This is a genomic window from Shewanella algae (assembly GCF_009183365.2).
Classification (GTDB): Bacteria; Pseudomonadota; Gammaproteobacteria; order Enterobacterales; family Shewanellaceae; genus Shewanella; species Shewanella algae.
On the sequence record NZ_CP068230.1, the window covers coordinates 2,977,165 to 2,991,596 of the forward strand.

A 14,432-nucleotide genomic window follows, 5' to 3' on the forward strand; every position below is an offset into this window, starting at 1 on the left:
TGGGTAAAATTTGCTTGTAAAAAATCCACCTGCATAGCAGGTGGCTTTGAACAGCCCCCTAGAAGGGGGCTAAAAGAATCACCCATCCAAACCAAGCTTGAGCTGACCGATAGATTCCTCTGCCTCTACTTTCTGTTGATACCTTACATATCGACGAATGATCTCTTCGTTTGCTCCCACTGAAGACACTCAAGCTTGGCGGAAGTCTCACCAATAAGTGAACATGGTCTATCAGGACATTTAGCTCTACTATCCGACACCTCTTCATGCCGCTATAGATATAAATACTGCGACAAACCTCCTGCCCAACTCGGCCATACTTTGGCTTCCATACAATGTGATACTGACAGCGATAGAAGACGTGCGATGCACTTTCATATCGGCTCATACTGCTTACTCCTTGATTTGCAGGTAACAAACCGAGTCAGTATGCAGCATGGGCACTCTTCGGGCTGAGCCCCGACTTGACGATCACCACCTCCATAGGAGGTGGTTTTGGGGTGACAATAAAAAAGCCAGCGCCGTTGAGCGCTGGCTACTGCAAAACCAATAAGCGGATTTAACCGAGATCCATCATCATCTTGCGGGTACTGACCAATTGGCTGAACTCACGCATCTGCTCTTTGGAGAGTTGGCTGGCCATGGGGATATCCGCCTTCATTGGGTTGACCGGCCGACCATTAACATGAAATTCATAATGCAGATGCGGCCCGGTCGAGCGCCCGGTATTACCGGAAAGCGCAATAACCTGGCCACGGCTGACTCTCTGCCCCTTATGCACCAAAGGTTTGGACAAGTGCAGATACCGGGTACGGTATTTGTTGCCGTGCTCTATCACTATATATTTACCGGCGAATCTGTGATTGGTTACCAGTGTCACCACACCGTCGCCCGGCGCCACGACCTTGGTGCCTATCGGCACGGCAAAGTCGGTGCCATTATGGGGTGAAACCCGCCCTGTGACCGGGTGACGGCGATTGGGGTTGAATGATGAGCTGATACGGTAACGTTTCTCCAGCGGGATCCGCTGAAACGCCCGCGCCAGGCTCTGACCTTTCTCATCATAGAAGTTGCCATCTGTGCTCTGAAACGCGGTGATTTCATTGCGGCCATTTTGGATCCGTAATCCCAGCACCTGACTGACACCGGTCGACTCCCCTTCTATGTACTGATCATTCATCAGCACTGAAAAGTGATCTCCGGCACGCAGATCCCGGGCAAAATTGAGCTTTTCTTTCAGCAGGCTCTCTATTTTTTGAATTTCGGCGGCGCTCAGGCCGACCCGCTGCGCCGAGCGATAGAAAGACCCCTGGATTTCACCGCTGACAATCCGGTTTTGCCAGACGCCTTCGATGTTGATCTCTTCCACCCCATAGCCGCCATCGTCGAAGCGCTTGAACAGCACCTGATGTGCGGCGTTGAAGTAGAGTTCCAGCTGGGTCAGGTTGCCCTGCTCATCGAGCCAGAAACGGATCCTGTTACCCGGTTGCAGGGTATCGAGTGCCAGAATATCCAAATCGGCTTCCAACACCTTGTACATGGTTTGCTGGCCGACACCTGCCTTTTGGAACAATACGCTGAGGGTGTCACCACTTTGGATCACACGTTCAAAATCCGGGCCGGCGACTTCAACAACCGAAGGCTCAGTGCCGACTTGAGGCAGCAGAGCTTCAATATCCAGATGCAAGGGAATACGTTGTGGGGTGACTTCGTGAGCTCCGGGCCAAAGCAGTGCCGCACCCACCAACAAACCTGAGCTGAGCAGCAGCTTCTTGTGAAAAGCGGGTAAGGCCTGCAAACGCATAGGGATCATACTCAACCAGGATATTCTATCTGTCTGCAACTGTTGCCTCACCGAGTTCAAACTGAAAAACCAATAGCTGGATCCCCTGTTTTCAAGGGGCCAGCTGCAAACTTATATCAAAAAAAGTCCCTGAGACAAGTATTATTCGCCAAAACCCCATGATTACTGGGTGAATTTCGGAATTGACCGACAAAATTGCCCCATTTGCATCAAACTGTAACCAGGCGAATGCTGCTGCCCAGTGCATGCTTGTTGATATCAATACGGCAGCTTATCTGCTCTTTCATCTCGGATACATGGGAGATAACCCCTATCATGCGGCCACTGGATTGCAGATCCATCAGGGTGCGAACCGCCAGCTCCAGCGAGTCCTGATCCAGACTGCCAAAGCCTTCATCGATAAACAGGGTATCGAGCTTAATACCGCCGGCGTAGGCCTGCACCACATCAGAGAGCCCCAGCGCCAGCGACAAGGCCGCCATAAAGCTCTCACCACCGCTGAGTGTGGCCACCGGACGCACCTTGGAGCTGTAAGCATCCTCCACCTCAAGCTCCAGACCGGAGGCCTTATTGCCCTTGGCCCTGTCCTCTTTGCGCAGCAAGCGGTAGCGGCCTTTGCTCATCAGCGCCAAACGGCGACTGGCCTCGAGCAGCACATCATCGAGCAAGACGCTGAGCACAAAGCGCTGCAGACTCACCTTGCTATGACTGTTGCCATTAGCCACATCACTCAGTGTGCCGATAAGGGCGTATTCCTGCTCCAGCGCCTGAGCGGCTAGCGCTTCTTTATTGAGCTGGGCTTCTGTGCCTTTAAGGCTTTGCATTCGGTTGTTGAGCGTCTGCCAGGCATCCTCCGCCTCGGCGAGTTGCTGCTGCTGTTGCTGCCAGAGGCTTTCAAGCTGCCCAAGCTCAGGCAGGCTTTGTCCGGCGAGCCGCTCATCCATGGCTTTGAGCAGCGCCTGCTGCTCCGAGCGCTGAGTGCGCCAGGCCTCTATCTTCTCAGCCAATGCCTGCATCTGCGCTTCATCCAGCTGCGCCTGTTCCAACGCCTGACGGCCGGCAAATCCAGATTGTTTCAGGGCATCATCAAGCGTTTGTTGTGCTTTGATGGCAAACTGCTCGGCCCGGGCGTTGTCTTCACGGCTCGATGCCAATGCCTGCATCAGTGCCTTATGCTGGCTGACGGCCTCGGTATAATGTTGATTGATATCTTGTTGTTGCTGTTTGAGCTGTTGCCACTCACTCTGCTTTTGCTCAAGTTGCCGCGCCATCAGTTCAAGCGCCGCCTCGGCTGCCAAAGAATGATATTCATTGGGCAGAGCAGCAAGCGCCGCGTCTTTACGGGCACCTGCTAGACTCAACTGCTCTCTTAGCTGCTGCAACTGCTGTAATTGAGTCTCTCTGTATTTGAGTCGCTGCTCCACTTGCTGCTCGGCCTGCTGCAATTGTTGCCTGCAGTTATTGAGGCGGGTTTGAGCCGCTTCGGCCTGTTGCAATTCACTGAGCAGCTGCCTGCGCCGGGACACAAGCCTGTCTATTTCCATAGTGAGATCGGCTTTGGCATAAGAGTCGGCATCCATTGCCGCATCAATCGTAGCATCAGTCTTAACATCAGCCATAACATCTGCTGCAGCACAGGCCTGTAGCTCAGCGCTCAAGCGCTGTAGTTCGAGCTGCAATTCCTCGGTTTGCCGCTTGATATTGCGATAATCGCTGCGGGCCGCCTCATGCCTTGCCGTGGCTTGCTGCTCGGCGTCTCTCGCTCGGTTGAGCTCGGTTTCACCCGGAATATCTTGCGCCATCTCGGCAGGCGCCGGATGTTCCAAGCCGCCGCATACGGGGCAAGGTTGCCCAGGCTGCAGCTTAGCCGCCAGAATAGCCGCCTGCCCTGTATGCCAGGCCAGTTGCAACCTTTGATGTTCCGTTTCGGCGCTCTGTCTTTCAGCCTTGCATTGATGACCATGGGCCTCGGCCTGCTGCAGGCCAGCTTGGGCTTGCTGCCATTTTTGCTTAATGTGCCCGAGTTGCTCCGTCTTCTCCAGGCGAATGTTCAGTCCCGCCAGTGCCTGATGCAACGGCCCTTGGCGCTCGGCGCTTGAGAATAGTTCGTTCGCCTCTGACCTGAGTCTTTGCTGTTGCTGCTGCCATTGTTCCAGCTCAGTGCGACTCTGCTGCTCTGCCCGCTCAAGACGCCCAAGCTCCACTAGGCCAAGCTCATGCTCCTCGGTCAGTTGCTTGAGCTCGTTAATAGCCGGCTGCAGCTTGTCGAGTTGTTCAAGCTCCCGTCGCAGCTTATTGCCGTGCTCATCCAACTCGGCGAGTGTAGCTTTATCATCTGTAGCCTGTTTCAGACGCTGCTCAGCGTTCTGCAACTGCTTGGCATAGTCAGCTTCCTTGGCTTTAGCCTGCTGCCACTCCTGCTGGCGAAACTGCAACTCTTTGAGGCTTGGCAGCAACTTTTCAGCCTTGCGGGCATTCTCCAATGTCTGCTGATGCAGCTCGATTTCAGCGCGCCGCTGTTCAAGCGCATCAAGCTGGGTTTGCAGCAGCTTGCGGCGCTCAAACTCGGCGGTTAACGCCTTGGCGTTATCGAGCGTCTTGGCACTCTGGGCCAAGGCATCGCTGGCTTTTTGTTTGTTACTTGTCGCCTCGGTCAAAGAGGGGGTCAGAGCGGCAATTTCTGCTGTCAACTGCTCGAGACTCTCGACACCGGCAGTTTCCAAAATCCCGGCGCGACGTGATTGCAAGTCTCTGGCCTTTGCCTTGATTTCCAGCGCCTGCTGTTTGAGGCGCTCTTCAATGCGGCGGTAGATATGGGTTTGAAACAGCTGGCTGAAGATCTTTTCCCGCTCTTTGGAGTCCGCCAGCAAAAGCTCGCGGAACTTACCCTGGGGCAGCACCATCACCTGGCGAAACTGATCCACATCCAGGCCAGTCAACTCTTCGATGCAGGCGTTGGCATCCGTGACCTTGCTGGCCACCAGCAACTCTTCGGTGCCATCGGGCAACAGCCGCTTGAGTTCCGCCTCGCTCTTTTGCAGGGTAAAACCATCGCCGCGGCTTTTAGCTCTTTGCTGCTCGGGACAGCGGCGAATGCTGTAGCGTTTTTGCCCCAATTCAAAACTGAAATACACTTCGGTGAGCAGGCCGTCATCGGCATTATCGCAGCGCATCTGGCTGCCTTCCCGCTCGTTACCTGTGGTTTTGCCGTACAGGGCAAAACAGATGGCATCCAGAATCGTGGTCTTGCCCGCCCCTGTGGGGCCATTGATCAGAAACAGCGGCTTGTCGCCCAGCTCGGTAAAGTCGATGCGCTGACAATCGGCGAAGGGGCCAAAGGCGCGCATTTCCAAAATCAGCGGTCTCATTGTTCCTGCTCCCTGTGCAGCTCTTCAATCAAACGGCTCATGGTCTGCTGCTGCGCCTCTGTCATGGCCTCACCCTGTACCTGACTGAAAAAATCGCTGAACATGTCGAGCTCGCCTTTTTTGATTCTGTCGCGGCCAATCTCCTGCCCCTGTTGCCGGGACATCAGGCCCGTGCGCTCCAGATGCAGCACATTGGGATAGACGCCGCGCAGCTTGCCCATGGGATCCAGCAGCGCCTGGGTATCGAGCAGACGCACCATCAGGTAGTCCTCTCGCCCGGGATCTTTTTCGCCCTGTTGCAGCAGTTCATCGAGCAGGCCTTCAATCACCCTCACATCCCGCCTGGGTTTTAGCGCTAGCAGGGTGATTTTGGGGGGATTACCTGCGCTCAGCTCCACCAGAGTCACGGATTTTTTCTGTTTGTGTTCACTGAAGGAATATTTCAGCGGCGAGCCCGAGTAGCGCACGTGCTCGGCGCCCTTGTATTGCGGGCCATGCAGATGCCCGAGCGCCGCGTAGTCAAAGCCGCAAAAGAGTGCAGGGTCGATTTTATCGGCGCCGCCGATGCTCAAGGGCCGCTCGGATTCAGACTCACTGCCGCCATCGAGGAAACAGTGGGCCACCACGACCTTGGGCAGGCCTTGACTGTCGTGCGCCTGAACCTGATCCAGCAAACAGGCCATCGCCTGCTGGTGGCTGCTGGCATCCACCTCCAGCACATGCCTTACCTGCGCCGGCTCGGCATAGGGAATGGGATAGAAACAGGCATCGCCGTCACGGCCTTTGAGGATAAGCGGCTTAACTTGCGCTTGCAGCGGGCCGCTAATATAAAGGCCACTGGCGGCCATTTGCCGCGCCGCAAATCCGAGCCGCTCCTGACCGTCGTGATTGCCGGTTATCATGAGCACAGGAATTTGATGCTCATTAAGCAGGATATTGAGGAACTTATCCAGCAGGGCAACCGCGCTGGCAGGCGGGATCGAGCGGTCGTATATGTCACCGGCAACCACCAGGGCATCAACCTGATGCTCAGCGGCAAGCGCCACTATCTGCTCAAGCATATGAGCTTGCTCATCCAGCAGCGACTCGTTGTGCAGTTGCCGACCGATATGCCAGTCCGAGGTATGGATAAATTTCATTGGGCGCTAAGATTACAGGCGGATACGTGAGCCTTATGGTATGCAAAATCAATGCAATAGTATATGCGCCGGCCGAGGTTCTACGGCTGAGTGCTTACCACTCAGCCGTCTGTCTTATTTGGGTTTAAAGACTCCACTGATATTGATCGGCCAGCAGCTTGAGGCTCATGACCAGCGACATGACCACCACCAGCGGCTTGATGATCTTGCTGCCCTTGGTGATCACCAGACGTGAGCCCAGAGTCGCCCCGGCGGCCTGCCCTGCCAGCATCACCAACCCCAGCAGCCACACCACCTTGCCGCCAAGGGCAAAAAAGATGAGCGAAGCAATATTGGTGGAAAAATTCAGTACCTTGGCATGAGCCGTCGCCTTGGCCAGACCGAACCCCGCCAAAGACACAAACGCCAGGGCAAAGAAGCTGCCGGTGCCCGGGCCGAAAAAGCCGTCATACAAACCCACCCCGAGTGCGGCGGTAAAGGCAAATACCCCCGGGGCCAGAACCCTGGCACGGTCATCTTCAGTAATTTTCTTGGAAAACAGGAAGTAACAACCAATAGCCAGGATAAGAAACGGCAGCACCAACTCCAGCACGCTGGCATCTATCAACTGAACCAGAACCGTACCGACTGAGGCGCCGACAAAGGCACAACCAATTGCCAGTTTCATCTCCCCCAGCTTCACCATTCCCTTACGCACAAAGTAGAGGCTGGCGAAGAAACTGCCACCGCATGCCTGTAGCTTGTTGGTGCCGAGCGCCGCCGCCGGAGGCAGTCCGGCCCACATAAGCGCCGGAATAGTCAACAGGCCACCGCCACCGGCGATAGAGTCAATAAAGCCCGCCACCAGGGCGACAAAAAACAGAACCGTAGCCAATTGCAGAGTGAGTTCAAATGCCATTTTTTATGTTGTCGAATACAGAGTTGAAGGATTGCTATTAGACGCAGTTTGCCCCCAAAAGGCAAAGGAGTTATTCTCGCCCATGTGTGAGATTTTCTCACACAAAAACAGCGGAGAAAACATGCTTCAGGAATTACCTCCTCTCAATGCCCTGCGTTCATTCGAGGCAGCTGCAAGGCTGCAAAGCATCACTCTGGCGGCGCAAGAGTTGTATGTGACCCACGGTGCCATCAGCAAACAGGTGCGCCTACTTGAGAACTTCCTGGGATTCAGCCTGTTTGTGCGTCAACACAGGCAACTGGTGCTCACAGATGAGGGGCGACAATACCTGCCACAGGTGCAGGCAGCACTGCAAACCCTGGCCAATGCCACCGCCGAGCTGAAACGTCAAAGTCTCAAGGCGCAGACCCTGGCCATCAATGTGTTACCCAGCCTGACCATCAACTGGTTGATCCCGAGAATGGAGGAGTTCAAGTCACACTTTCCACAGCTGTATGTGGATCTCACTATAGGCGACTTCGCTGTCGACTTTGCCAATGGTCGCTACGACATTGCCATTCGCTCCGCCACCAGCGAGCCTCAGGGGATGAATGTGATCAAACTGATGGATGAAGAGCTGTGCCTGGTATGCTCGCCGCTGCTGGCCCCTAAATTGAAACGGCCCGAGGACATCAACAAGGTGACGCTGCTGAAGCACACCACCCGTCCTGAGCTTTGGCCTTATTGGGCCAGGCAACTGGGGATAACATTGACCACAGAGCAGAAGTTTGGCGTCGAGCATTTCTATATGCTGAGTCAGGCCGCCGCCAGCGGCATGGGGGCGGCACTGATCCCGCGTTTCTTTATCGAAGATCAACTCAAGGCTGGCACTCTGGTGATCCCCTTTGAAGCGCCCTTTGTCAGCCCCTACAGCTATTATCTGTTAACCCCCAAGTCCAGCAGCCTGCCACGTAAATCGGCGCTGTTTATCGATTGGCTGCTGTCTGAGTTTGCGCCCTACCGCTTGAAGCCAAACAGTGGCAAATAGTCGGCATTGTCCGCCAGACTGACCTCAAAGCGCAGCACTTTGTGGCACATGGCAAACAAAGACTCTCCCAACCAACGGGGATCGAAGGCATCAAGAGCCCTGAGCATACCCGAAGGGCCGGCATCGCCCTTGAGCTCTATAGGGGTCAACACATCAATAAAACTGGCCACCAAACCATAGAGATCCCGTTCGGCATCCCCTTCAAGGGCCCAGAGATCCGGGTCGGCATATTGAGCAGCATAGTGCCTGGCCGCTATGTCCTGACCCAGGCCAAAGTTCAAAAGCACGGCGCTATCGCCATTGCAAACAATATTCTTCGGGCAGATGGCACGATGGAAAATATCCAGTCTGTGGAGGTACTGCAGTGCCGTCAGCAACTGCCGAAACCAGTCTATCACCTGTTGCGGCGATTGGATCTCGGCGCAATCCAAAGCAATTCCTCGCTCCCAGGCCCTGGCAATGAAGACCCTGTCGCTGCCGCCAAGTTCGCCAAAGGCCAATACCCGCTCCACATTGGGGTGATAAATGCGGCTCAGGCTGCGGTATTGATGATTAAGACCGGGCCAGTCCTGCTGCAAAAAGCGGTAGACAGACAGCCCGACATCGAACTGTCCCTGAAGGTGAGTGGCGCGCCAGAGTTCACTGTGAGCTGCCTGATAGATAACTTCTTCGAGGCGGAAGTGATGGTCGATAACGCTGCCCTCGGCTATCTCTGTATCGCTATCCAGGCTGTCACAGACTCCAGTTTCGATAAGCGCGCTGAGGTCGGCTCTAAGCTCATCAAGATCCGCGCCCCGCCCTGCCGCGACTCGCTGGAACCAGAGATAGATACGTGGCTGATGAGTGGCCAGCGCCAGGGGCAAGAATCGCTCAGCATAGCGCCTGAGATCCTCGTCGATACTGATGTCATCACGGATATCGATAAACTCGACTTCGCCATCATCACCGATAAACAGGCAGTGCTCATCCCAGCCACCGACACAGATATTACGCCGATGAATTTGCGACAGACTGGTGGCCCCGCGGCGCAGTATCTCCAGCAGTTGATAGATGCTGAGCCGCTCGATTTCCAGCAGATGAATAGGCACACCTCTTGGCATGCGAATAGGCAACACCAACTGCTCGCCATCCTGAATAAGGGGCGCAGAGTAAGGCACGCCGCTGCAACCGGACAGTTTCTGTAACCGTTGAAACTCCCCCCGCAGCCGCTCTTCATGCTGTCTTGCTTCAGAAAGCTGCTCGAAATGGGTAGGGATCAGAATTTTCAGCAGCCAGGGCGCGGTCCAGCCGCCGGGATTGTACTCGGCCTGCCAGACTTCGAGGCCACTTTGCAGGAACAGGCATTTGAGCTTGATAAAATCCTGTATTTTATTGTTGCGCTGTTCCACCAGAGCCACCTGCCCCAGAGTGTCCAACACCGCCTCTTTCTGACGCTGATTGATCTGGTGCTTATGGGGAGCCGTCAGGCCCCACTCTTTGGTAAGCGCAGCGATGATCTGCCTTGGGGTATAGATGCTCAGGGCACCGTCCTGCTTCTCCAGCTCTATGGCTTCGCCCTTGTGACCGGTTACAAATACCATGCCTTGGCACCAGGGAGCATAGACACCGACCGGGATCTTATTCTTCAGCTTACCGGCCAAAACTCTGGCAACATAATTGGCCTTGGACAGGCTGTTGTCCACCTCGCGACCATCCAGCGACCAAGCGTGCAGACCGGCATTGAGTCGGCCGATATAGCCTTTGACATCGATGACATACACGCCCCACTCGCCGACCACCAGAGCATCCACCTCCATCGCTTGCCCGGACTGAGTCGGGATCTCAATATTGGTCAGCAGCAGATAATCTTTGGGTAACTCATCACCCAGCAGTTCAAAGGCCCAGCGCTCGGCGTCGTTGACCGGGGTTCCAAAACTGATGTGTTTGGCCATATCACTCTCCCTGAGATTGGCAATCCGTGAGTGCAGAATAAAAAGCCACCCAAATTTGGGTGGCTCAGGAAAAATTCACTTATCTTCAGTGGTGGCAGTGCTCATCACACTCGTGGTCATCATCGGCAAACTCGTCATCGCCGTCCTGATGCTGCATCACGCCCCAACCATCTGTCATGCCGTCAAACTCGGCGGCAAAGCTGTTCAGCTCAGTTTCGCGCGCCACCAAAGCCTGATACTCGGGCACCATATTGATGCAGACAATCAGCTCCCACTTTTCAATCTCTTCGTTGAACTGCAGCTCAACTTCGCCTGCCTGCTCGGATTGACTCAGGTCTTCCAATGCCGATTCAGCGTCGCGCTGATCATCAAACACCAGGAAAAAGTCCACATCCAAAGGCTTGCTCAAGTCGATACCCGACTCCTGCATTGCCTGCAGCATCTTGCCGTTGTCATCATCTGGAAATTGCATTCTGTTCCCCTTGCGCTTATTGCGCCGCCACTATTTTAACCGTTTCGCCGTTGAAGCTGACCAGATCGCCCGGCAGCAGTTTCTTGCGCTTGCGGGTTTCAACCTCGTTATTGACCAGCACCAGCCCTTCGGCAATTGCATGCTTGGCCTCGGCGCCGGCACTGGTCATGCCTTCTGCCTTCAGCACCTTATAAAGCTCAATATACTCATCGCCGCTATTGAGGGTGAATTCGCTCATTTTCTGTGTCACTGTGACCTTGCCTTGCTGGAATTAACTCGATTTGGGGCGGATTATAGCAGCAAGCATCCGCTTGGGGGAGAGAAGTCAACGACGCTCATCGCTGAGCAGGCCATAGGCCCTGTCATCCACCCAAAGATCGCCGATACGGAAGTTGTGCCGCAATATTCCCTCAAGCTCGAAGCCACATTTCTCCATGACCTTGGCCGAAGCCAAATTGTCATTGGCGCAGTGACCGATGAACTTGTGAATATTGAAGCTCAAACAGCCCCAATCTATTACCCCGCGCAGCGACTCTGTGGCATAGCCCTTCCCTTGCATATCCGGATGCAACAGGTAACCTACCTCGGCCTGCGCCAGCTCAGGATCGACACAGTAAAAGCCGGTCAAGCCGACAAAGCAGTCGCTGCCCAGTTCTTCAATCACCAGCGTCAGCCAATCCCCGGACTCGTAACGCCAAGGCTGGCTTCGCTGCTCAAACTTGGCTTTAATCTGCTCCTGCGGCTCCGGCTCACGTACAAAGCGGCCCACCTCAGGATCGCAATGCAGCGCCAGAAACGCCGGCCAATCTTGCTCCGTCAGAGTCCTGAGTCTGAGTCTATCGGTATAGATTTCTATCACTTGCTTAACCCGTGCTAATCGCGACTGGTGACTTCAAGCAGGTGAAAACCAAAAGCGGTTTTGACCGGCCCCTGTACTTCATTAAGCGGTGCGCTGAACACCACTTCATCAAACTCACGCACCATCATACCCGGGCCGAAAGAGCCCAGCTCACCGCCTTGGGCTCCTGAAGGGCAGGCGGAATGTTTACGGGCCAGCTCGGCAAAATCGGCGCCATCGATAATCTGTTGTTTCAAGCTGGCACATTCCTCTTCGGTCTTTACCAGTAGATGTCTTGCTGTTGCCTGCACCATAATTTGCTCCTCAGTAATCTTGGCCAAGTGGCCTTTTTCGGTGGTTCACCGAACAAACCCAGCCAGTATAATATCATTCTGTGTCAGAAGTTAACTGACACAACAATAATGGCAAGCCTTGAGTTGAAAATGAAAAACGCCGTCTGATGGCGGCGTTTTTAGTTTGCTTATCAAAGACTCGACTTAAGTCTGGTCTCAGGCTGATGCTTTCTGCTTCAGCTGTTTTTTTATCCAGAGATCTATCTTGGCTTCCATCACCGCCATGGGTAAGGAGCCAGTGGTGAGAATTTGATCGTGGAAGGCCTTGAGATCGAAGTCGTTCCCCAGGGCTTTCTCGGCCCGGGCTCTAAGCTCCAGGATCTTCAGCTGACCGACTTTATAAGACAGCGCCTGACCAGGAATTGCCATATAGCGCTCCACCTCGGCGATAATGTCGCTTTCTGCCAGCGGAGAGTTGTCTTTCATATACTGAATCGCCTGTTCACGGCTCCAGCCCTTGGCATGCAGGCCGGTATCCACCACCAGACGCATCGCCCGCAGCATTTCATCCGAGAGCTTGCCGAAATACTGGTACGGGTCTTCAAACAAACCCATCTCTATTCCAAGATATTCGGCATAGAGGGCCCAGCCCTCTTCAAAGGCGGTGTAACCGCTGAAACGCTGGAACTCAGGCACGCCCTGCAGCTCTTGCTTGATGGCTATTTGGAAGTGGTGACCCGGCGCCGCTTCATGCAATGACAAAGTGGTCATGCCCCACTTGGGCTGAGCTTTCAGGTTATAGGTGTTGATGTAAAACACCCCTGGACGACTGCCATCGACGGCCGGTGCTTCATAGGAGGCTCCGGCGGCCGATTTTTCACGGAAGCTTTCAACCGGCTTCACCACATAGTCGGCCTTGGGCATCACATTGAAGTAACCGGGCAGTACGGCATTGATCTTGTCCTTGAGCACCATATAGCCGTCAATTAAGCCCTGCTTGTCACTGAAGAAGTACTCTGGCTCGGATGACAATGAAGCAAAGAAGGCCTTGAGATCACCTTCAAAACCCACTTGCTGGCGCACCTTGTCCATTTCATCGAGGATCCGTGCCACTTCCTTGAGGCCGATTTGATGAATATCGTCCACCGCCATAGTGGTTGTGGTATGGGCATTGGCCAGATGTTGATACCAGACTTTACCGTTAGGCAGCGCCCACCAACCGTCAGTGGCCCGCGAGGCCGGCAGATAGGTTTGCTCGAAATATTGCTTGAGTGAGGCGATAGCCGGCAGCAACTCTTGGCTGATCATCTGTTGATATTCCTGCTCAATCAAGGCACGCTCGGCGGCATTGAAGCTCTCGGGCATCTTGGTCACAGGGGCGTAGAAAATGCTATCTTGAGGCGTGTCCACCAACTGCGCCTGCAACTGAGGGATAAGCCGCTCGACCAATACCCGTGGCAGCACAACCTTGCTGGCAATGCCCTCATCCATACGCTGTTTCGCCAGCTCAGTCCATTTGACAAAACCTTTCACCCTTTGCTGCCAGTTGGCGTAATCCTGCGGGGTATTGAAAGGCTGGGCACTCTCACCGCTGCCAAGCTGCACCATGGTAATCACTGTGCTGTAGAACTGGCTTATTGGCATAAAACGGCTGGGGAAGGTTTCATCCACCAGCGCCATGTCCCTGTCATAGACAAACATGTCGTAACTGAGTTGCAACTGTTCGGGCAAGGCTTGTCTATCTATGGTCTTGGCCTGGGCGGCGTAGCGGCTATTGAGTTCATGGCGCTGTTTGAGGTAAGCCTCGGAGAGGTCGCCACCGAAGGTATCGTTATAATCATTGACCCCAACAAAGGTAGCATAGATGGGCTCAAGCTTGAGGTAGTCCTTGAAGAACTGATCCACCATGGCGAGATAAGCCTGCTCTGCCGTTTGTGCCATTGCCGCAGCGGGCTGTTGCTCCGCCTGTGGCTGAGTCACTAAAGTGCTCTCCTCTTTGGAGCAAGCGCTCAACGCCAAAATAATAGAGCACAGCAAAAACCCTTTTTTCATTGTCGTTATTCTCCTGTCACAACTCAGTAGATGGATTGGTTAACTATACTTGTAGCAGTCACTAGCTCGGAGCCAACCCATGATTTATTCCTTCAGTAACTCGGGTTTCAGGGATCCGGAAACCGGGGTCTATAACCGGACCTATTTTATGGAAGTCTTTCACCGTGAATGGTATCGCCATCTGCGAGATCACCAGAGTCTGGCGCTATTGTATCTTTGCCCTCACATACATGAAACAGTTAACCAACCTCACCTGCTGGAATTCTTTGCCAAACAGGTGCAGGAAGCCTTACTGCGCAATACAGATCTATTGGGGCGCATGAACCACCATCTGTTCGCCCTTGGTCTGTTCAACGTCGATAAAATGGGGACAGAGAAAGTGATTGAGCGGATTAATGAAAAGCTCAAGGCCTTCAGCGAAGAGTACAGCAAATTTCATCATCTTCGGCTGGATTATCGTCTGGCGGCCTGTATTTGCTTACCCAACAAAGAATTGAAACCCGAAACCCTGTTTATTGACGTCGAAACCTTGAGCCATCAGTTGGAAGAGCAGGACAGCGCCCTTTCAAGGGTCAAGGAAGTTCATTGACACTCAGACAATAAAAAAGCC

12 protein-coding genes and 1 pseudogene are annotated in these 14,432 nt (G+C 54.1%); 2 read left to right on the forward strand and 11 right to left on the reverse strand.

The window, feature by feature from the left end; all coding sequences use genetic code 11:
* Positions 1-78: 78 nt before the first annotated feature.
* From E1N14_RS13355 to E1N14_RS13375, 5 genes and pseudogenes are all read right to left on the reverse strand, one after another.
* Positions 79-388: pseudogene (locus E1N14_RS13355) on the reverse strand (transposase).
* A 171-nt stretch (positions 389-559) separates the two neighbouring features.
* Positions 560-1,843 carry a peptidoglycan DD-metalloendopeptidase family protein gene (locus E1N14_RS13360; RefSeq protein WP_025011251.1) on the reverse strand — a complete coding sequence of 428 codons (1,284 nt, stop codon included), beginning with the start codon at positions 1,841-1,843 and terminating at the stop codon, positions 560-562.
* A 170-nt stretch (positions 1,844-2,013) separates the two neighbouring features.
* Entirely contained in the window at positions 2,014-5,172 is a 3,159-nt protein-coding gene (locus E1N14_RS13365; protein ID WP_062793375.1) for an AAA family ATPase, read from the reverse strand.
* A complete protein-coding gene (locus tag E1N14_RS13370) occupies positions 5,169-6,311 on the reverse strand; it encodes an exonuclease SbcCD subunit D (RefSeq protein ID WP_025011250.1) in 1,143 nt (380 codons plus the stop codon). Before E1N14_RS13370 ends, E1N14_RS13365 begins: the two co-directional genes overlap by 4 nt.
* A 124-nt stretch (positions 6,312-6,435) precedes the next feature.
* Positions 6,436-7,209, reverse strand: a complete 774-nt coding sequence (locus E1N14_RS13375; protein ID WP_025011249.1) for a TSUP family transporter — start codon at positions 7,207-7,209, stop codon at positions 6,436-6,438.
* Positions 7,210-7,330: 121 nt separating this feature from the next.
* Here E1N14_RS13375 and gcvA point away from each other — a divergent pair, with 121 nt between their 5' ends.
* On the forward strand, positions 7,331-8,236 hold the full coding sequence (gene gcvA / locus E1N14_RS13380) for a transcriptional regulator GcvA (RefSeq protein WP_025011248.1): 906 nt from the start codon (positions 7,331-7,333) through the stop codon (positions 8,234-8,236).
* Here gcvA and E1N14_RS13385 read toward each other — a convergent pair.
* The 6 genes from E1N14_RS13385 to E1N14_RS13410 all read right to left on the reverse strand — a co-directional run bounded on the left by E1N14_RS13385 (position 8,206) and on the right by E1N14_RS13410 (position 13,822).
* Positions 8,206-10,167 carry an NERD domain-containing protein kinase family protein gene (locus E1N14_RS13385; RefSeq protein ID WP_025011247.1) on the reverse strand — a complete coding sequence of 654 codons (1,962 nt, stop codon included), beginning with the start codon at positions 10,165-10,167 and terminating at the stop codon, positions 8,206-8,208. The genes gcvA and E1N14_RS13385 overlap by 31 nt on opposite strands.
* Positions 10,168-10,252: 85 nt before the next feature.
* Positions 10,253-10,639 carry a ribonuclease E inhibitor RraB gene (locus E1N14_RS13390; protein WP_025011246.1) on the reverse strand — a complete coding sequence of 129 codons (387 nt, stop codon included), beginning with the start codon at positions 10,637-10,639 and terminating at the stop codon, positions 10,253-10,255.
* 16 nt (positions 10,640-10,655) lie between these two features.
* The gene (locus E1N14_RS13395; RefSeq protein ID WP_037437279.1) at positions 10,656-10,877 is read right to left on the reverse strand and encodes an RNA-binding S4 domain-containing protein; all 222 of its coding nucleotides are present in this window, start codon (positions 10,875-10,877) and stop codon (positions 10,656-10,658) included.
* Between the two features lie 87 nt (positions 10,878-10,964).
* A complete protein-coding gene (locus E1N14_RS13400; RefSeq protein WP_025011244.1) occupies positions 10,965-11,498 on the reverse strand; it encodes a GNAT family N-acetyltransferase in 534 nt (177 codons plus the stop codon).
* A 14-nt stretch (positions 11,499-11,512) separates the two neighbouring features.
* Positions 11,513-11,809: a peptidylprolyl isomerase gene (locus tag E1N14_RS13405; RefSeq protein WP_470424760.1), complete on the reverse strand. Its 297-nt coding sequence runs from the start codon at positions 11,807-11,809 to the stop codon at positions 11,513-11,515.
* Positions 11,810-11,986: 177 nt separating this feature from the next.
* Complete coding sequence (locus tag E1N14_RS13410; protein WP_025011242.1) at positions 11,987-13,822, reverse strand: DUF885 domain-containing protein; 1,836 nt, start codon at positions 13,820-13,822, stop codon at positions 11,987-11,989.
* A gap of 79 nt (positions 13,823-13,901) precedes the next feature.
* Here E1N14_RS13410 and E1N14_RS13415 point away from each other — a divergent pair, with 79 nt between their 5' ends.
* On the forward strand, positions 13,902-14,411 hold the full coding sequence (locus E1N14_RS13415) for a diguanylate cyclase domain-containing protein (RefSeq protein WP_025011241.1): 510 nt from the start codon (positions 13,902-13,904) through the stop codon (positions 14,409-14,411).
* Positions 14,412-14,432 lie beyond the last annotated feature (21 nt).

Excerpts from the sequence above, each read along its gene's own strand:
- E1N14_RS13375 (WP_025011249.1), bottom strand. The coding sequence starts at position 7,209 with ATGGCATTTGAACTCACTCTGCAATTGGCTACGGTTCTGTTTTTTGTC.
- E1N14_RS13410 (WP_025011242.1), bottom strand. The coding sequence starts at position 13,822 with ATGAAAAAAGGGTTTTTGCTGTGCTCTATTATTTTGGCGTTGAGCGCT.
- E1N14_RS13395 (WP_037437279.1), bottom strand. The coding sequence starts at position 10,877 with ATGAGCGAATTCACCCTCAATAGCGGCGATGAGTATATTGAGCTTTAT.
- E1N14_RS13365 (WP_062793375.1), bottom strand. The coding sequence starts at position 5,172 with ATGAGACCGCTGATTTTGGAAATGCGCGCCTTTGGCCCCTTCGCCGAT.
- E1N14_RS13385 (WP_025011247.1), bottom strand. The coding sequence starts at position 10,167 with ATGGCCAAACACATCAGTTTTGGAACCCCGGTCAACGACGCCGAGCGC.
- gcvA (WP_025011248.1), top strand. The coding sequence starts at position 7,331 with ATGCTTCAGGAATTACCTCCTCTCAATGCCCTGCGTTCATTCGAGGCA.
- E1N14_RS13370 (WP_025011250.1), bottom strand. The coding sequence starts at position 6,311 with ATGAAATTTATCCATACCTCGGACTGGCATATCGGTCGGCAACTGCAC.
- E1N14_RS13390 (WP_025011246.1), bottom strand. The coding sequence starts at position 10,639 with ATGCAATTTCCAGATGATGACAACGGCAAGATGCTGCAGGCAATGCAG.
- E1N14_RS13415 (WP_025011241.1), top strand. The coding sequence starts at position 13,902 with ATGATTTATTCCTTCAGTAACTCGGGTTTCAGGGATCCGGAAACCGGG.